15 protein-coding genes are annotated in these 17,314 nt (G+C 73.8%); 5 read left to right on the forward strand and 10 right to left on the reverse strand.

The window, feature by feature from the left end; genetic code table 11:
- Positions 1 to 89 precede the first annotated feature (89 nt).
- The 5 genes from IAG44_RS17275 to IAG44_RS17295 are packed head-to-tail and all read right to left on the reverse strand — an operon-like array spanning position 90 to position 5,550.
- Positions 90 to 887, reverse strand: a complete 798-nt coding sequence (locus IAG44_RS17275) for a type III pantothenate kinase (protein ID WP_187747992.1) — start codon at positions 885 to 887, stop codon at positions 90 to 92.
- A 4-nt stretch (positions 888 to 891) separates the two neighbouring features.
- Positions 892 to 1,884 carry a carboxylating nicotinate-nucleotide diphosphorylase gene (nadC, locus tag IAG44_RS17280; RefSeq protein WP_187747993.1) on the reverse strand — a complete coding sequence of 331 codons (993 nt, stop codon included), beginning with the start codon at positions 1,882 to 1,884 and terminating at the stop codon, positions 892 to 894.
- Positions 1,881 to 3,593 (reverse strand): L-aspartate oxidase, encoded by a 1,713-nt coding sequence (locus IAG44_RS17285; RefSeq protein ID WP_187747994.1) that lies wholly within the window; start codon positions 3,591 to 3,593, stop codon positions 1,881 to 1,883. The genes nadC and IAG44_RS17285 overlap by 4 nt, the downstream gene beginning before the upstream one ends.
- Entirely contained in the window at positions 3,590 to 4,597 is a 1,008-nt protein-coding gene (panC, locus tag IAG44_RS17290; protein WP_187747995.1) for a pantoate--beta-alanine ligase, read from the reverse strand. The genes IAG44_RS17285 and panC overlap by 4 nt, the downstream gene beginning before the upstream one ends.
- Positions 4,594 to 5,550: a Rossmann-like and DUF2520 domain-containing protein gene (locus IAG44_RS17295; protein ID WP_187747996.1), complete on the reverse strand. Its 957-nt coding sequence runs from the start codon at positions 5,548 to 5,550 to the stop codon at positions 4,594 to 4,596. Before IAG44_RS17295 ends, panC begins: the two co-directional genes overlap by 4 nt.
- 173 nt (positions 5,551 to 5,723) lie before the next feature.
- Between IAG44_RS17295 and IAG44_RS17300 the strand changes: the two genes are divergently transcribed.
- Positions 5,724 to 6,899: a threonine aldolase family protein gene (locus IAG44_RS17300; RefSeq protein ID WP_187747997.1), complete on the forward strand. Its 1,176-nt coding sequence runs from the start codon at positions 5,724 to 5,726 to the stop codon at positions 6,897 to 6,899.
- Between the two features lie 54 nt (positions 6,900 to 6,953).
- The gene (locus IAG44_RS17305; RefSeq protein WP_187747998.1) at positions 6,954 to 8,051 is read left to right on the forward strand and encodes a DUF5937 family protein; all 1,098 of its coding nucleotides are present in this window, start codon (positions 6,954 to 6,956) and stop codon (positions 8,049 to 8,051) included.
- Between the two features lie 16 nt (positions 8,052 to 8,067).
- Here the strand turns inward: IAG44_RS17305 and IAG44_RS17310 are convergent, their stop codons facing one another.
- On the reverse strand, positions 8,068 to 8,754 hold the full coding sequence (locus IAG44_RS17310; RefSeq protein WP_187747999.1) for a response regulator: 687 nt from the start codon (positions 8,752 to 8,754) through the stop codon (positions 8,068 to 8,070).
- 65 nt (positions 8,755 to 8,819) lie between these two features.
- The gene (locus IAG44_RS17315) at positions 8,820 to 10,022 is read right to left on the reverse strand and encodes a sensor histidine kinase (RefSeq protein WP_187748000.1); all 1,203 of its coding nucleotides are present in this window, start codon (positions 10,020 to 10,022) and stop codon (positions 8,820 to 8,822) included.
- Between the two features lie 149 nt (positions 10,023 to 10,171).
- Between IAG44_RS17315 and IAG44_RS17320 the strand changes: the two genes are divergently transcribed.
- Complete coding sequence (locus IAG44_RS17320; RefSeq protein ID WP_246561799.1) at positions 10,172 to 11,185, forward strand: SAM-dependent methyltransferase; 1,014 nt, start codon at positions 10,172 to 10,174, stop codon at positions 11,183 to 11,185.
- A gap of 30 nt (positions 11,186 to 11,215) precedes the next feature.
- Here the strand turns inward: IAG44_RS17320 and IAG44_RS17325 are convergent, their stop codons facing one another.
- Positions 11,216 to 12,367 carry an NADH-quinone oxidoreductase subunit D gene (locus IAG44_RS17325; protein ID WP_187748001.1) on the reverse strand — a complete coding sequence of 384 codons (1,152 nt, stop codon included), beginning with the start codon at positions 12,365 to 12,367 and terminating at the stop codon, positions 11,216 to 11,218.
- Between the two features lie 31 nt (positions 12,368 to 12,398).
- Here IAG44_RS17325 and IAG44_RS17330 point away from each other — a divergent pair, with 31 nt between their 5' ends.
- A complete protein-coding gene (locus IAG44_RS17330) occupies positions 12,399 to 12,902 on the forward strand; it encodes a PH domain-containing protein (protein ID WP_187748002.1) in 504 nt (167 codons plus the stop codon).
- Positions 12,899 to 14,302: a PH domain-containing protein gene (locus IAG44_RS17335; RefSeq protein ID WP_425508454.1), complete on the forward strand. Its 1,404-nt coding sequence runs from the start codon at positions 12,899 to 12,901 to the stop codon at positions 14,300 to 14,302. Before IAG44_RS17330 ends, IAG44_RS17335 begins: the two co-directional genes overlap by 4 nt.
- Positions 14,303 to 14,388: 86 nt before the next feature.
- Here the strand turns inward: IAG44_RS17335 and IAG44_RS17340 are convergent, their stop codons facing one another.
- Complete coding sequence (locus IAG44_RS17340) at positions 14,389 to 15,780, reverse strand: hypothetical protein (RefSeq protein ID WP_246561800.1); 1,392 nt, start codon at positions 15,778 to 15,780, stop codon at positions 14,389 to 14,391.
- Positions 15,781 to 16,022: 242 nt separating this feature from the next.
- Complete coding sequence (locus tag IAG44_RS17345; RefSeq protein ID WP_187748004.1) at positions 16,023 to 17,138, reverse strand: alpha/beta hydrolase; 1,116 nt, start codon at positions 17,136 to 17,138, stop codon at positions 16,023 to 16,025.
- Positions 17,139 to 17,314 lie beyond the last annotated feature (176 nt).

Consider the following 17,314-nt stretch of genomic DNA (forward strand, 5'->3'; position numbering starts at 1 on the left):
TGCTGCGACGATACGCGCTAATCAGACAAATTCGACATATCACTCGCGCGTGGCGCCCCGGTTTCCCTCCCGGGGCGCCACGCGCGGGGTCACATCCGGGACACGTTCCGCTCGTACACCAGCCGCAGGCCGATGAGGGTCAGCCACGGCTCGTGCTCGTCGATCACGGACGCCTCCCCCAGGACCATCGGGGCGAGCCCGCCGGTCGCGATGACCGTGACGTCCTCGGGGTCGGCGGCCAGCTCCCGCGTCATCCGCTGGACGACGCCGTCGACCTGCCCGGCGAACCCGTAGACGATCCCGGACTGCATGGCCTCGACGGTGTTCTTGCCGATGACGCTGCGCGGCCTGGCCACCTCGATCTTGCGCAGCTGCGCGCCCTTCACGCCCAGCGCCTCGACGGAGATCTCGATCCCGGGCGCGATGACCCCGCCGACGTACTCCCCGCGCGCGGAGACCGCGTCGAAGGTGGTCGCGGTCCCGAAGTCGACGACGACCGCGGGGCCCCCGTACAGCTCGACGGCGGCGACGGCGTTGATGATCCGGTCGGCGCCGACCTCCTTGGGGTTGTCCGTGAGGATCGGGACGCCCGTCTTGACGCCGGGTTCGACCAGGACGGCCGGGACGTCGCCGTAGTAGCGCCGGGTGACCTCACGCAGCTCGTGCAGCACCGAGGGGACGGTCGCGCAGATGGCGATCCCGTCGATGCCGTCGCCGAGTTCGTCCCCCAGGAGCGGGTGCATGCCCATCAGGCCCTGGAGGAGCACCGCGAGTTCGTCGGCCGTCCGGCGCGCGTCCGTGGAGATCCGCCAGTGCTCGACGATGTCCTCCCCGTCGAACAGGCCGAGCGTCGTGTGGGTGTTGCCGACGTCGATCGTCAGAAGCATCGGTTCACTCCGCCTCGCGCAGGTCCAGGCCGATGTCCAGGATCGGCGAGGAGTGGGTGAGAGCGCCGACGGCGAGGAAGTCGACCCCGGTGTCGGCGTACGCGCGAGCGTTGTCGAGCGTGAGCCGGCCGGACGCCTCCAGGAGCGCGCGCCCGTCGACGATCCCGACGGCCTCCGCGCACTCACCGGGCGTGAAGTTGTCCAGGAGGATCAGATCGGCGCCCGCGTCGACGACCTCGCGGAGCTGGTGCAGGGTGTCGACCTCGACCTCGACCGGCACGTCCGGGAACGCCGCGCGGACGGCCTTGAAGGCCGCCTCGACGCCCCCGGCGGCGACCACGTGGTTGTCCTTGACGAGCGCCGCGTCGGACAGCGACATGCGGTGGTTGACGCCCCCGCCGCAGCGCACGGCGAACTTCTCCAGCGCGCGCAGCCCCGGCGTCGTCTTGCGGGTGTCGCGCACGTGCGCCTTGGTGCCCTCCAGCGCGTCCGCCCACGCGCGCGTGGCGGTCGCGATGCCGGACAGGCGGCACAGGATGTTCAGGGCGCTGCGCTCGGCGGTCAGCAGGTCGCGGGTGCGCGAGGTGATCGACAGCAGGGTCTGCCCGGCCGCCACCCGGTCGCCGTCCTCGACGTGCCGCTCGACCTCGAACTCGTCCGCGCAGACGATGGAGACGACCGCCTCGGCGACCCGCAGGCCCGCGACGACGCCCGCCTCGCGCGCGACGAAGTCGGCGGTGGCGACGGCCTCCTCGGGGATGGTCGCGACGGTCGTCACGTCCACGCCGTGCGCCAGGTCCTCCTGGATGGCGACGTTGGCGATGTCCTCGACCTCCACGGGGTCGAGCCCCGCTTCGGCCAGGAGCGCGGCGAGCGCCGGGTCGAGCCCGCACTCCAGGTACTCGGCGTACTCGGCGTCGTCCTCGGCTCCGCAGGCGCATCCGTCGCCGCAGCCGCCGCTCTGGACGAGGGGAAGGTCGTTGCTCACTTCGGTCACTGCTCCTGGGGACGCTGGGTCGGGGGGAAGTCTGCGGTGTCCGTCGGCCGCACGGCGAGCGAGCGGTCCGGGTTCAGCGTCACGACGATGTGCCGGCGCCAGGCCGTGTCGTCACGCTCGGCGTGGTCCTCGCGCCAGTGGCAGCCCCGCGTCTCCTCGCGCAGGCGGGCGGCGGCGACCAGGACGCGGGCCACGCACAGGAGGTTGGTGGCCTCCCAGGTGTCGACGCCGGGCTCGGCGGTCTTGCCGTTCTCGTCGAGGGCGTCGCGCGCGTGCGCGTGGAGAGCGTCCAGCCTCGCGGCGGCCTCCTCCAGGGAGGCGGCGGAGCGCAGGACGCCCGCGCCGTCGGTCATGATCCGCTGGATCGCGAACCGCTCCTCGGGGGCGAGGAGCGGGTGCGCGGGGGTCTGCGGGACCTCGACCGGCGCGGGCACGCGCGCGTGAACGCCGGCCCGCGCGATGTCGACGGCGATCCGCTCGGCGTAGACCAGGCCCTCCAGGAGGGAGTTCGAGGCGAGCCGGTTGGCGCCGTGGACGCCCGTGCAGGCGACCTCCCCGCACGCGTAGAGGCCCGGCACGGTCGTGCGGCCCCGCGAGTCGGTGCGCACGCCCCCGGAGGCGTAGTGGGCCGCCGGGGCGACCGGGACGGGCTCGTGGACGGGGTCGATGCCGTGCGCGCGGCAGGCGGCCAGGATCGTCGGGAAGCGCTGCTCCCACATCTCGGCGCCGAAGTGCCGGGCGTCGAGGTACATGTGCTCGGCGCCCTGCTCCTGCATGCGGCGCGTGATGCCCTTGGCGACGATGTCCCGGGGCGCCAGCTCGCCCAGTTCGTGCTGGCCCACCATGAAGCGCACGCCGTCCGCGTCGACCAGGTGGGCGCCCTCGCCTCGCACCGCCTCGGAGACGAGCGGCTGCTGGCCCTCCGCGTCGGCGCCGAGGAACAGCACGGTCGGGTGGAACTGCACGAACTCCAGGTCGCTGACCTCCGCGCCCGCGCGCAGGGCGAGCGCGACGCCGTCGCCGGTCGACACGGACGGGTTGGTCGTCGCGGAGAACACCTGGCCCATGCCGCCGGTCGCGAGGACCACGGCGGGCGCGTGGACGGCGCCCACGCCGTCGTGCTGGCCCTCGCCCATCACGTGCAGGGTCACGCCGGCCGTGCGGCCGTCGGCGTCCGTCAGGAGGTCCAGGACGAGCGCGTTCTCGACCGTGCGCACGCCTCGCGCGCGGACCGCCTCGACGAGGGCCCGGGAGATCTCCGCGCCGGTCGCGTCGCCGCCCGCGTGCGCGATGCGGCGGCGGTGGTGGCCGCCCTCGCGGGTGAGTTCCAGGTCGCCCTCGGCGGACTCGTCGAAGTGGGCGCCGGTCGCGATGAGGCGGCGTACCGCGTCGGGGCCCTCGGTGACGAGGATCCGGACGGCCTCCTCGTCGCACAGGCCCACGCCGGCGACCAGGGTGTCGTCCAGGTGCTGCTCGGGGGTGTCGCCCTCGCCCAGGGCCGCCGCTATGCCGCCCTGGGCCCAGCGGGTGGAGCCGTCGTCCAGGCGGGCCTTGGTGACGACGACGGTGTTCAGCCCCGCAGCCTCGCAGCGCAGGGCGGCGGTCAGGCCGGCCACGCCGGAGCCGACGACCACGACGTCGGCGGTGATCGACCAGCCCGGCGCGGGCGCGTGCAGTCGTATGCCTGTGCTGGTGCCTGTGCTGGTCACGAGGCGGCTCCGAAGGTCAGGGGGAGGTTGTCGATCAGCCTGGTCGTCCCGACCCGGGCGGCGACGGCGAGGACGGCCTCGCCGGTGAAGTCGTCCCCGATCTCCGTGAAGTCGGCGGGGTCGACGAGCGCGAGGTAGTCCAGGGCGAGCGGCGGGTCCAGACGGGCGGCCTCGTCGAGCACCACGCGCGCGGCGGCGCGGATGCCTGCCGTGCCCGCAGCGGCCTGGGCGACGGCGTGCGTGTCGGCTGCCGCGCGGGACTCGCCGATCGCGCTCAGCGCCTGCGCGCGCGCCTGCGTCACGGGCACCTCACGCGCGCGTGCGCGCAGCGCCTCCTGCGCGGCGTGCCGGTCGCGGCCCGCGAACAGCGCGCGCGAGAGGGCGAGCGCGGTGCGGCGCTCCTGGGGCGAGAGGTAGCGGTTGCGGCTGGACAGCGCCAGGCCGTCGTCCTCGCGGACCGTCGGGACGGCGACGATCTCCACACCGAAGTTCAGGTCGCGCACCATTCGGCGGATCAGGGCGAGCTGCTGGGCGTCCTTCTGGCCGAACAGCGCGACGTCGGGGCGGGTGAGGTGCAGGAGCTTCGCGACGACCGTCAGCATGCCGTCGAAGTGCCCCGGGCGTACGGCGCCCTCCAGGCGTTCGCCCATGGGGCCCGCGCTGATGCGGACCTGGGGCTCGCCGCCCGGGTAGACCTCGTCGGCGGACGGGGCGAACACGGCGTCCGCGCCGGCCTCCTCGGCGATCTTCAGGTCGGCGTCGAGAGTGCGCGGGTAGCGGTCGAGGTCTTCGCCCTTGCCGAACTGGAGGGGGTTGACGAAGACGGTGACGACGACGAAGCCCTTGGGTCCGACGCGGTCCCTGGCCGCCCGGATCAGGGCGGCGTGCCCCTCGTGGAGGGCGCCCATGGTCATGACGACCGCGTTGTGCCCCGGCAGCGCGAGATGGTCCCGCGCGTCCTCCAGGGCCTCGCGGTCGCGCAGCACTCCGAACCAGCGGCTCATCGGGCGTCTCCTTCGGTGCCGGGCGTACCTGGCGTGCCGGGCGTGCCTGAGGTCCCGCCGGCCAGGACGCCGAGCAGGTCCTCCGCCAGCTCCGGCTTCAGCAGGCCGTGCGCGAGCGCGCGGTCGGCGGTCGCGCGGGCCATCGCGAGGTACCCGGCGACGGTCTGCGGGGCGTGCTTGCGCAGTTCGCCCACGTGCGCGGCGACCGTGCCCGCGTCCCCGCGCGCGACGGGGCCGGTCAGGGCGGCGTCGCCGGAGCGCAGCGCGTTGTCCAGGGCGGCGCCCAGGAGCGGGCCGAGCATCCGGTCGGGTGCGGCGACGCCCGCCTCGCGCAGCAGCTCCATGGACTGGGCGACCAGGGTGACGAGGTGGTTGGCGCCCAGCGCGAGGGCCGCGTGGTACAGCGGGCGACTCTCCTCGGCGACCCACTCCGGCTCACCGCCCATCTCGATCACCAGTGCCTCGGCGGCCAGCCGCAGCTCCTCGGGAGCGGTGACGCCGAAGGAGCAGCCGGCGAGGCGCTGGACGTCGACCGGGGTGCCGGTGAACGTCATCGCCGGGTGCAGCGCGAGGGGCAGCGCGCCCGCGCGCAGGGCGGGGTCGAGGACCTTCGCGCCGTAGCGCCCGGAGGTGTGCACGAGGAGCTGGCCGGGGCGGACGGCGCCGGTGTCGGCAAGGCCCTGGACGAGGGCGGGCAGCGCGTCGTCGGGGACGGTCAGCAGGACCAGATCGGCACGTTCCAGGACATCCGCGGGGGTCGTCAGGGGCACGTCGGGCAGCAGCAGGGCCGCGCGCTTGCGGGACGCGTCGGAGACGCCGGAGACGGCCACCGGGCGGTGTCCGGCGAGTTGGAGGGACGCGGCCAGCGCGGGGCCCACCCGGCCGGCGCCGACGACGCCGACGGTGAGCCGCGCGGGGCGGTCCCGGGGATCTGGCTGGTGGACTGTACTCACGCGACGGTGGCCTTCCCGTTCCAGTCCGCATCTGGGTACCGGACGATTTCTCGTCATGTTAACGCGATCTGTTGAGGGGGTGGCGGGTTGTCCACAGGCTGTGGGTATCGGCGGGGCGTGCGCCGCCGATAACGCGGGTGCCCGTACGGCCCCGCGCGCGGCATGATCCAGGCATGACCTTCACCCCAGACCCGGACGACGCCGCCACCCTCGCCGAGCGGCTGCGCGAGCGGCGCATGACGGCCCAGCGGGAGGCCGCGCGGATCCTCTCCCGCCCGCCGTACCGCGCGTCCCTTCGGGAGCGCATGGCACACCTCCAGGAGGCCGCCGAGGTGTACGACCTCGACGAGCGCACCGACGTGTACGGCAACGGCGTCGTGGCGGCCCTGGAGGAGCGGGTCGCCGGGCTGCTGGGCACGGAGGCCGCCGCGTTCTTCCCGACCGGCACGATGGCCCAGCAGATCGCCCTGCGCTGCTGGGCGGGGCGCACCGGCAACCCGGCGGTGGCCGTGCATCCGCTGGCCCACCTGGAGGTGCACGAGCGCGACGCGTTCAGCCAGCTCTCCGGGCTGCGGCCGGTGCACCTCACGGACGAGCACCGGCTGCCGACGCCCCAGGAGGTGCGCGAGGCCCCGGAGCCCTTCGGAACGCTCGCGCTGGAACTGCCGCTGCGGGACGCCGGTTTCCTGCTGCCCTCCTGGGACGAGCTGACGGCGACCGTGGCCGCCGCGCGGGAGCGCGACGCCGTGGTGCACTTCGACGGCGCGCGCCTGTGGGAGTCGACCACCCACTTCGGCCGTCCGCTGGAGGAGATCGCGGGCCTCGCGGACAGCGTCTACGTGTCGCTCTACAAGTCCCTCGACGGGCTCAGCGGCGCCGTCCTGGCGGGCCCCGAGTCGCTGATCGCGGAGGCCGGGGTCTGGCGCCACCGCTACGGCGGCATGCTCTTCCACCAGTTCCCCGCCGCCCTCACCGCGCTGGCCGGCCTGGACCGCGAGCTGCCCCGGCTGCCGGAGTACGTCGCCCACGCGCGCGTGGTGGCCGACGCGCTCCAGGAGGGGTTCGCCGAGGCGGGCGTCCCGTGGTTCCGTGTGCACCCGCGCGTGCCGCACACCCACGAGTTCCAGTTCTGGCTGCCGTACGACCCGGACACCCTCGCCGAGGCGGCCGTGCGCCAGGCCGAGGAGACCGGCACGTTCCTGTTCGCCTCGCCGTGGGACCGGCGCGGCCCCGGGGTGTCGTACACGGAGGTCTCGGTGCGCGCGGCGGGCCTCGACTGGGACGCGGCGGACGTGAAGGCGGCGGTCGCGGATTTCGTGGCGCGGCTGCCGCACGGGGCCGCCGATTGACGGTGGCCGTCAATCGGCGGGGGCGTTGTCGGTGGCGGGGTGCACCATGGGCCCATGAGCGTGAGCATCGACATCGCCGGGGTCCGGCCCGAGCAGGTGGCCTTCGTCCCGTCGCCGCTGGCCGAGCTGGGGATGGCGCTGCACGCGCTGTCGGAGCCGGGGCACCATCCGGGCATCCAGGGCTGGACCGGGAGCGTCCTGCCGGGGCTCGACCCGCACCTGGCCGACCGGATGTGCGAGGCGGAGTTCCTGTGGCGGTCGGTGTTCTCGGACCTGTTCCTGGCGTGCGCGGGCGTGCCGGGCGCGCTGCCCGGGGAGACGCTGGCCGACGATCTGGCGCTGCTGGACAAGCTGCCGGACGACCAGTTCGTGGACGCGGCCCTGGAGTTCGCGTGCCCGGCGTGCGACCGCCCGGCGCCGGGCGTCCTCGGTGACCCGGCGCTGCAGGGCCGGGTGCTGGACCTCGCCGCCTCGCGCGGACCCCGGCAGCTGGCGTTCGCGCGGCGGGTGCTGGACGATCCGCCGGGCGTGCGCGCGTGGCTGCGGCGTTTCCTGGAGGACTGCGACGAGGCGTTCTTCGCCGAGACCTGGTCGCGGCTGAGCCACCAGCTCGCGGCCGACGCCCGGCACAAGACGCAGGTGCTGCACCGGCGCGGGCCCGCCGAGGCGTTCGCGGCGGTCTCCCCCGCCGTCCGGCTCGACGAGGCGAACGGCCGTCTGGTCGTCGACAAGCTCGTCGAGAGCCGCACGTCCGCGCGCGACGACGGTCTGCTGCTGGTCCCGACCAGCCTGGGCCGCCCGCACCTGAACGTCCTGCACCGTGCGGGGTGGCGCCCCCTGCTGCACTACCCGGCGCACTCCCCGTCCCCGGTCACGGCGCCCTCGGTGGAGCAGCTGACCCTGCGGATGAACGCGCTCTCCCACCCCGTCCGCATGCAGCTCTGCCGCAACCTGGCCCGCAGCGCGTACACGACGACCGAACTCGCCCAGATCCACGCCATGTCCGCCCCGGAGATATCCCGGCACCTCGCGGCCCTGAAGAAGGCGGGCCTCATCACGACCCGCAGGCGCGGGCGCTATGTCCTGCACCAGCTCGATGTCGCCCTGGTGGCCCGCCTGGGCAGCGACTTCCTGGAGGGCATCCTCCGGTAGGAGCCGGCCGCGCGCCTCAGGCGTGTCCCCCGGCCGCTCCGCCGCCCGCGCGCACGAGGCCCGTCTCGTACGCCAGGACGACGACCTGGACGCGGTCGCGCAGGCCGAGCTTGGTGAGGATGCGGCCCACGTGGGTCTTCACGGTCGCCTCGGAGAGGACCAGGCGGGCGGCGATCTCGCCGTTGGACAGGCCCTGGGCGACGAGGATCATCACCTCGCGCTCGCGCTCCGTCAGGCGCTCCAGCTCCTTGTGCTCCGGCGCGCGCCCGGAACTCGGGAGCATCGGCGCGAAGCGGTCCAGGAGGCGGCGGGTGGTGGAGGGGGCGACGACGGCGTCGCCGCTGTGGACGGAGCGGATCGCGGCGAGCAGCTCGCCGGGCGGCACGTCCTTGAGCATGAACCCGGAGGCGCCCGCCTTCAGCCCGGAGAACGCGTACTCGTCCAGGTCGAAGGTCGTCAGGATGAGCACCTTCGGCGGGTCCGGCTCCTCGCAGATTCGCCGGGTGGCCTCCACGCCGTCCAGCTTCGGCATGCGGACGTCCATGAGGACGACGTCGACGTCCGTGGAGCGCACCACCTGCAGCGCCTCGACCCCGTCGCCCGCCTCCGCGACGACCTCCATGTCCGGCTGGGCGGCGAGCACCATCCGGAACCCGGTGCGCAGCAGCACCTGGTCGTCGACGAGCATCACGCGGATCGTCATCGGGGCCTCTTCCATGGGTTCGTGAACCGGTGTTCGTGACAGGTGTCAGCAGGCGCGCGTGGGTGTCAGTGCGCCGGTTTGAGCGGCAGGAGGACGCTGATGCGGAAGCCTCCCCCGGGGCGCGGACCGGCGTCCAGGGTTCCGCCGACCATACCGACGCGCTCGCGCATGCCGATCAGGCCGTGGCCCCGGCCGTCCGCGCCGCCTTCCTCGTACAGCTCGTGCGGGGCGCCCTTGCCGTCGTCCTCGACGAGCAGGCCGAGGCCGTCGTCGAAGTAGACCAGGCGCACGCTCGCGCCCGCGTTGGGGCCTCCGTGCTTGCGCGTGTTGGTCAGCGCTTCCTGGACGATGCGGTAGGCGGTCAGCTCGACGCCGCTGGGCAGCGGGCGCGGGGTGCCCTCGACCTTGAAGTCGACGGGCAGTCCGGAGCCCCGGCACTGCTGCACCAGGTCCTCGATCTGCTCGACGTCCGGCTGCGGGACGTACTCGCCGCCCTCCTGGTGCTCGCCGGTGCGCAGGACGCCCAGCAGGCGGCGCATCTCGGCGAGCGCCTGGCGGCCGGTCGACGAGATCGTCTCCAGGGCCTTCTTCGCCTGGTCCGGGGCGGCGTCCAGGACGTAGGCGGCGCCATCGGCCTGGACGACCATCACGGACACGTTGTGCGCCACGACGTCGTGCAGTTCACGCGCGATGCGCGCGCGTTCGGCGGCGACCGCGACCTTCGCCTGCGCCTCGCGCTCGCGCTCCAGGCGGTCCGCGCGCTCCTCCAGTTGCGCGAAGTACGCGCGCCGGGTGCGCATCGAGTCGCCGAGCACCCACGCGAGCGCGAACGGGACGGTCTGGAAGGCGACGATGACGACGGTGCCCGCCGCGCTCGTGTGCCCGGTCGGCCAGCGCAGCTCCGCCGCGGCCGCCGCGCACAGGCCCATGCCGAGCGCGAGGCGCGAGGCCCAGCGGTCCCCGACGGCGGCGACCGTGTAGACGATCATCAGCAGCGCGAAGTCCGCCGGGTTGACGCCCACGTCCAGCACCAGTTGCGCGCAGCCGGTGACCGCCGCGAGCACGAGCATCGCCTCGGGCATGCGTCTGCGCAGCGTCATCACCACGGACAGCGCGATCACCACGGGGATCACCGCCGCAGGCGCGTCTCTCCACTCGGCCTCCTGGCGAGACGTCTCCATGGCGAAGGCGGCCCCGAACAGGATCACGGCCCAGAAGCCGTCGACCCCGGTCGGGTGCCTGCGGAGGAAGTCGTAGAGGCGCTGCACGTAACCCAGCGTAGGGATGCGTGAAGCCTCTGGGGGTCAACCGGAGGACCGATCCGTATCCCGCGCGCGTACTCCGCAAGGTGGAGGAGGTGATCAGCTGTGCGCATAGCCTGGGCGGGTGGACGCGGGGCTTCGGCGAGGTGGTGGGTGTGACGGCTGACGACGACGCGTCCGCGTGGCACGGGTGGCGGGCGGCGGCGCAGCGGGCCCTGTACGGCCCTGAGGGCTTCTACCGGCGCCCCGAGGGCCCCGCGGGGCACTTCCGGACGTCCGTGCACGCCTCGGGGCTCTACGCGGCCGCTGTGGCCGCGCTGCTGTGCCGGGTGGACGAAAGGCTCGGACGGCCCGGGGTGCTGGACTTCGTGGACGTGGGAGCGGGGCGGGGAGAGCTGCTGACGGGCGTGCTCGCGGCGCTGCCCGAGGGCGTGGCCGCACGCACGCGCGCGTGGGGCGTCGACATCGCCGCCCGGCCGGACGGGCTGGACGAGCGGATCACCTGGACCGGCGAGCCGCCGTCCGGCGTCAGCGGGCTGCTGTTCGCCAACGAGTGGCTGGACAACGTGCCCCTCGACGTCGTCGAGACGGACGCGGACGCGGTCGCGCGCGTCGTCCTCGTCCGCGCCGACGGCACCGAACGCCTCGGGCCGCCGGTCGGCGGTGAGGACGCCGCGTGGCTGGACCGGTGGTGGCCGGCGGACGCCGAGGAGGGCGGGCGCGCGGAGATCGGCCTTCCCCGGGACCGCGCGTGGGCGCACGCGGTCTCCTGTCTCGACCGGGGGCTCGCGGTGGCGGTCGACTACGGGCACACGGCCGACGCCCGCCCGCTCTTCGGGACGCTCACCGGGTTCCGCGCGGGGCGCGAGGTCGTGCCGGTGCCGGACGGGACGTGCGACATCACCGCGCACGTCGCGCTGGACGCGTGCGCGCGGGCGGGAGAGCGGCCCGGGGAACCGGCGGCTCTGTACTCGCAGCGCACCGCCCTGCGCGCGCTGGGCGTCACCGGCGCGCGGCCGCCCCTCGCGCTCGCGTCGTCCGACCCCGCCGCGTACGTGCGCGCGCTCGCGGCCGGAGGGGAGGCCGCCGAGCTCACCGCGCCCGGGGGGCTCGGCGACTTCGGCTGGCTGGTGCAGCCGGTCGGGATCCCGGACCCGCTCGCCCCGTAGTGAGGGTCGGTCCGGTTTTCCAACGCACTCCTACTTGTCGATGTCCCCCACCACGAAGAACATCGACCCCAGGATCGCCACCATGTCCGCGACCAGCGTCCCCGGCAGCAGTTCGGTGAGCGCCTGGATGTTGTTGTACGACGCGGAGCGCAGCTTGAGGCGGTACGGGGTCTTCTCGCCCTTGCTGACGAGGTAGTAGCCGTTGATCCCGAGGGGGTTCTCGGTCCAGGCGTAGGTGTGGCCCTCGGGCGCCTTGAGGACCTTGGGAAGGCGCTGGTTGACCGGTCCTGGCGGCAGGTCCGCGACGCGGTCGAGGCAGGCGTCGGCGAGGTCCAGGGCGTTGTGCGTCTGCTCCAGCAGGGACTCGAAGCGGGCGAGACAGTCGCCCTCGCGCCGGGTGACGACCTTGAGGACGTCGTGGAGCTCCCCGTACGCGAGGTAGGGCTCGTCGCGGCGCAGGTCGAAGTCGACGCCGGAGGCGCGCGCGATGGGCCCGCTCACGCCGTACGCGTGGACGGCGTCGGCGGACAGGACGCCCACCCCGCGCGTGCGGCCCCGGAAGATCTCGTTGCCCAGGACGAGGTCGTCGAAGACGTCCATGCGCGAGCGCACGGCGGAGACGGCCGCACGCGCGCGGGAGGTCCAGCCGGCCGGCAGGTCCTCCTTGAGGCCGCCGACCCGGTTGAACATGTAGTGCATGCGCCCGCCGGAGACCTCCTCCATGACGTTCTGCAGGACCTCGCGCTCGCGGAACGCGTAGAACACCGGCGTGATCCCGCCGAGTTCCAGCGGATACGAGCCAAGGAACATCAGGTGGTTGAGGACCCGGTTCAGCTCCGCGAGGAGTGTGCGCGTCCACACCGCGCGCGCGGGCACCTCCATGCCGAGCATGCGCTCCACGGCAAGGACGACACCCAGCTCGTTGGAGAACGCCGACAGCCAGTCGTGCCGGTTCGCCAGCATGATGATCTGCCGGTAGTCACGGGCCTCGAACAGCTTCTCGGCACCCCGGTGCATGTACCCGATGACGGGCTCCGCGTGGACGATCCGCTCGCCGTCCAGCACGAGCCGCAGCCGCAGCACGCCGTGCGTGGAGGGGTGCTGCGGACCGATGTTGAGCACCATGTCGGTGCTCTCCGCGGCCCCGCCGATCCCGACCGTGGTCTCCGTCGTAGGAGTCATGCTTCCAGTCTCCCCTACGTACGCTGGCGGTATGGAGACGGGGAGCGCGCGGGGCGCGGGGAGCGAGGCGGTACAGCCGGTGTGGACCGGACTGCCGCCGGGACTGCTGCGCATGCGGCGGCTGTTGCTGGTGGTGTGGCTCGGGCTCGCGGCCGTCGCCCTGGGCGTGTGCCTGTGGCTGTTCGCCGCCCCCGCGTGGGCGGCGTTCGCGCTGCTGCCCGTGGGGATCGCGGGGTGGGGCTGGGTGCTGCTCGGGCGCAACTGGCGGTCCTGGCGGTACGCCGAGCGCGCGGACGACCTGCTGATCAGCCGGGGCGTCCTGTGGCGCGAGGAGACCGTCGTGCCGTACGGGCGGATGCAGCTCGTGGAGGTCACCTCGGGGCCCGTCGAGCGGTACTTCGGGCTGGCCAGCGTGCAGTTGCACACGGCCGCCGCCGCGACCGACGCGACCATCCCGGGGCTCGACCCGGCGGAGGCGGAACGGCTGCGCGACCGGCTCACCGAGCTGGGCGAGGCCCGATCGGCGGGCCTGTGACGACGCCGGGCGCGGGGGACTCCATACGCGCCGGGGACTCCGTACGCGCCGAGGACGCCGTCGCACTGGAGAAGCCGGCCGCGGAGCGGACGCCGTCCGACGGGGCGGCGCCGGTCGTGGAGCACCGGCTGCATCCCGTGACGCCGCTGCGGCGCGCGTGGGCGCCGGTGGCGGTGCTCGCCGGGTGGGCGGTGCACGACCCGAACCAGGCGCAGGAACAGCTCACCCGGCTGACGTCGACGACCCTGCTGATCGCGATCGCCGTGGTGGTCCCGGCGTCCGCCCTGTACGGCTTCCTCAGCTGGTGGTTCACGCACTTCGCGGTGACCGACACCGAACTGCGCATCCGTACGGGCCTGTTGTTCCGACGTACCGCGCACATCCGTCTGGAGCGCGTCCAGGCGATCGACGTGACGCAGCCCCTGCTCGCGCGCGTGGCGGGCGTCGCGAAGCTGCGGCTGGACGTCATAGGCACCGACGACAAGGACGAGCTGGCGTTCCTGGGCGAGCGGCAGGCGCGCGCCCTGCGGGCCGAACTCCTCGCGCGGGCGGCCGGGTTCGCGCCCGAGACCGCGCACGAGGTCGGCGAGGCCCCCACCCGCGAACTGCTGCGGGTGCCGCCGCGCAGCCTCGCCCTCGCGCGCCTGCTGTCGGGCGGCACCTGGGCCGCGCTGCTCGGCGTGCTCGTCCTGGTGCCGCTGCTGTGGACGGCCACGAACTGGTGGACCGCCCTCGTCGCCGGGCTGCCGATCCTGGGCGCGGCGGGCGCGGGGACGGTGGGCAAGTTCGTCGCCGAGTACGACTGGACGGTCGGGGAGTCGCCGGACGGGCTGCGGCTCGACCACGGGCTGCTGGACCGCTCGCACGAGACGGTGCCGCCGGGACGCGTGCAGACCGTACGGATCGTGGAGCCGCTGCTGTGGCGGCGCCTGGGGTGGGTGCGGGTCGAGCTGGACGTCGCCGGGTCGGCGAACTCCCTGCTGGTGCCGGTCGCGCCGCGCGCCGCCGCCGAGGCCGTCATCGCGCGGGTGCTGCCCGGGGTGAGCGTCCCGGACGCCGCCGCGCTGTCGCGTCCGCCGAAGCGGGCCGGGCGGATCGCGCCGGGCTGGTGGCGCGGCTACGGCATCGCCGTGACCGACGCGGTGTTCGTCTCCCGGCACGGCCTGCTGCGTCGCCACCTCGCCCTCGTCCCCCACGCCAAGGTCCAGAGCGTACGGCTCACTCAGGGGCCCTGGGGGCGGCTGTGGCGGCTCGCGAGCGTCCACGTGGACACCGGGGCCGACAAGACCGTCTCCGCCCGTCTGAGGGACGCTCAGGAGGCCGCGGCCCTCCTCCAGGGCCAGGCGGACCGGTCCCGCACGGGCCGCCGCGACGCGCTGCCGGACCGGTGGATGGCGTGAGGCTCCGGGGTCGTCCGGGAACGCCGCGAGGGCCGTACGGCCGTCTCGCGGACGGTCGTACGGCCCTCGCGTACGTCGGGCGGGCGTCAGTAGGACACGCTGCGCAGCCCCTGGAGGTCGAGCTGTTCGGTCTCGTCGTGCGCCGTGAGGTCGACGACCTGGCCGATGCCGCGCGACGCCTCGTCGGCGGGCTTGAACTCGGCCTCGGACTCGGCCTTGTGGAGCGCGAGCGCTTCCTGCCCGACGACGTCGGCCAGGTCCTCGTTCTGCACGGCCTCCAGGGCGGCCGGCTCCTGCTTCGTGCCGAAGAAGTCGAAACCGCCCTCGGCGGAGGGGCGCCGCGCGGGCTGCGCGGCCGGTACGACGGCGACGGCGGTCGGCACCGCGAAGTGCCCGGCGGGCCGCTGCGCGATCTCGCCGGAGCCGGAGCCGGAGCTGGAGCTGGAGCTGGAGTCGTCGCCGGAGCCGGCGGGCTGCTGCGGGATGCCCGCCGCACGCACGGGCTCAAGCGCGTGCGCGGGCCGCTGGACGATCTCGGCGGCGACCGCGTGCGTCTGCGCGTCGGCCGCCCCGGGCTTCCCCTCGGCCTCGCCCTCCGTCACGGGCGCGCCGTCCTTGCGGGAACCGCCCTCGGGGGAACCGTTCTTGCGGGCACCGGACTCGGGAGAAGCCTCCTTGCCGGAACCCTCCTTGTCGAAGCCGTCCTCGGCCGCGCCGCCCTTGGGCGAGCCACCGTCCGACGGAGTACCGCCACCCGACGGAACACCGCCCTTCGCCTGGCCGCTCTTCCCGAGGGTCGCCTTCTCCAGGAAGCTCATCTCGCGAGCACCCTCCTCCGGCGAACTCGCCTTCGCGGCGCCCCCCTCGACCGTCTCCTGCCCCTCAAGGCGGCCCAGCGCCCGCGCCGCGCGCAGGAACAGCTCGGACCCCTCGGGCGAGAACAGCGCCGCGGCCGGCGCCTCGACAGCGGGCGTCCCAGATTCGGCGGGCGTCCCGGACTCGGCGGGCGTCTCGCGCTCGGCGGGAGCCACCGCGGGCCCGGCCGGCGCGGCCGTGGACGCCGACAGCTCCAGCCTGCGGCGCTTCTCCAGCGCGCTGGCCCGCTCCGTCTCGGCGGTCGCGTACCGCCGCAGCAGGGCGGCGTGTTCGTTGCGCAGGCCGGCCAGCTCGGCACGCTTGGCGCGCAGCCGCTGCTCCAGCTTGCCGCGCAGCTCGCGCGACTCCTCCAGGTCGGTCTCCAGCTCGGCGACCCGCTCCTCGTAGCGCCACTCGTCGCTCACCCGCGCGCGCGAGAGGTCCGCGACCGTCTTGCCGGCCTGCGCGTCCCAGCGGCGCAGGACGGCCGCCCCGACGACCGCGACCGCGGCGGCGAACGCGGCGATCATCCGGAGCACGCCCGCGTCGGAGAACACCCAGGGGCCGAAGGCGCAGACGAGGGAGACGCCTGCGATCGCCGACGGGGGCAGCAGCCTGTGCAAAGGCGGGGAATGACGGTGACGTCCACGTGGCATGGCCAGAAACTTACCGCGCGTAGGGGAGCGTTGGCGCCCTGCCCCGTAAAAACACAGCCATCCCGAAACCTTCGCACGGCGCCGGAAAAGAATTCCGGCCAACGCGGGGAGCGTGACGAGCGAAAACCAAGATCATTTCCGGCCGGAGTGCGTCACCGGGGCTTCTGTGGCAGGCCCGCGCGGGGCCGCCGCCCTCGCGCGCGGGCGCCTCACTGCGGTGCGAGGCGTTCACTGACCCACTGAAGGGTGGCCGGAATCTCGCGTCGCCATGTGTTGAAGTTGTGTCCGCCGCTGTCCAGGATGATCGACGAGATACGCGTCCGGTTCGTCGCCTTCACCAGATCGATGAACTTCAGCGTCGCCTTGTAGTTGGATTCGCCGACCTTGCTGCTGGTGACGAGGAGCGAAGTGTCGGGCGCGGGCCGGTGTTTGAGGAACCACTTCAGGTCGGCCTCGTTCTTCAGCGTCTCGTTCCCCTGGAACAGATCGCCCGTGGTGGGGTCGATCGGCGCCTTGTAGTACGGCGACAGGCCCGCGCCCGCGGCGAACACCCCGGGGTGGTGCATGGCGAGCTTCAGGGCGCAGTAGCCGCCCGTGGAGTCCCCGATGACGCCCCACTTCGGGGTCACCCGGTAGTGCGAGGCGATGGCGGCCGGCAGGTCCTTCGCGAAGAACGACTCCGTCTGGGGCCCGCGCGGGATGTCGACGCACTCGGTGTCGCGCGGGGGCGCCACCGTGGGGCGCAGCATCACCAGGATCATCGGCTGCGCCTTGCCGTCGGCGGCGAGGTCGCGCGCGGTGCGCGGGAAGTCCAGTTTGTCGACGAGCGCCTGCGCCGTGCCCGGGTACCCCGTCAGGACGATCGAGGCGGGGAACGCGCGCGTGCGGTACTGCGGCTGGAAGTACTCCGGCGGCAGGTACACGTACGCGGGCGACGCGATGTGCGTCGTCGAGCCGATGATGGAGACCTTCTCTATTCGCCCGCCGGTCTGCGGGGTGCGCTTCGGACCCTCCACGCGCTGCTGGTCGAGGACCTTCAGCGGGCCCGCCGGACCGCCGCCCGTGGCGTGGTCGACGACCACCCCCTGGCCGTTCTCCTTGCCGAAGAGGTCGGCCCAGCTGGCGTAGAACCCGAACGCCTGGTTCGCCGCGAGGCCCACGGACGCGAAGAGCGTCACCTGGGTCGCGAGCAGCAGCCCGACGCGCCCGGCGACCGGGACGACGCCGCGTCTGGCCAGGCGTGGCCACAGCCAGACCGTGCCGATGAACAGCAGTGCGGCGCACACGATCGCCAGCACCAGCACCTTGTTGCTCGTGAGACCCATAAGGACGTTTCCTGCCTGCCGCTTTCCTTCCGGGCTCCCGCGCGGCCCCCGCATTCCTTCGCGAGGGCTTGTCCCGGTCTTTCCCTGACCTTTGGAGCCACTTTGGGGAGCTGAGTGAACCTCTCTCCCCGAGACACCGTCCTAGAGGACGCAATGTCGCCGGTACGGCCGTTCTG

Origin of the sequence: Streptomyces roseirectus, from assembly GCF_014489635.1 — a bacterium.
Taxonomy (GTDB): Bacteria; Actinomycetota; Actinomycetes; order Streptomycetales; family Streptomycetaceae; genus Streptomyces; species Streptomyces roseirectus.

What these genes read in the sequence shown, in the direction of transcription:
- IAG44_RS17275 (WP_187747992.1), bottom strand. Translation starts at nt 887, where the DNA reads ATGCTTCTGACGATCGACGTCGGCAACACCCACACGACGCTCGGCCTG.
- panC (WP_187747995.1), bottom strand. Translation starts at nt 4,597, where the DNA reads ATGAGCCGCTGGTTCGGAGTGCTGCGCGACCGCGAGGCCCTGGAGGAC.
- IAG44_RS17300 (WP_187747997.1), top strand. Translation starts at nt 5,724, where the DNA reads ATGACCTTCACCCCAGACCCGGACGACGCCGCCACCCTCGCCGAGCGG.
- IAG44_RS17305 (WP_187747998.1), top strand. Translation starts at nt 6,954, where the DNA reads ATGAGCGTGAGCATCGACATCGCCGGGGTCCGGCCCGAGCAGGTGGCC.
- IAG44_RS17310 (WP_187747999.1), bottom strand. Translation starts at nt 8,754, where the DNA reads ATGACGATCCGCGTGATGCTCGTCGACGACCAGGTGCTGCTGCGCACC.
- IAG44_RS17325 (WP_187748001.1), bottom strand. Translation starts at nt 12,367, where the DNA reads ATGACTCCTACGACGGAGACCACGGTCGGGATCGGCGGGGCCGCGGAG.
- IAG44_RS17330 (WP_187748002.1), top strand. Translation starts at nt 12,399, where the DNA reads ATGGAGACGGGGAGCGCGCGGGGCGCGGGGAGCGAGGCGGTACAGCCG.
- IAG44_RS17345 (WP_187748004.1), bottom strand. Translation starts at nt 17,138, where the DNA reads ATGGGTCTCACGAGCAACAAGGTGCTGGTGCTGGCGATCGTGTGCGCC.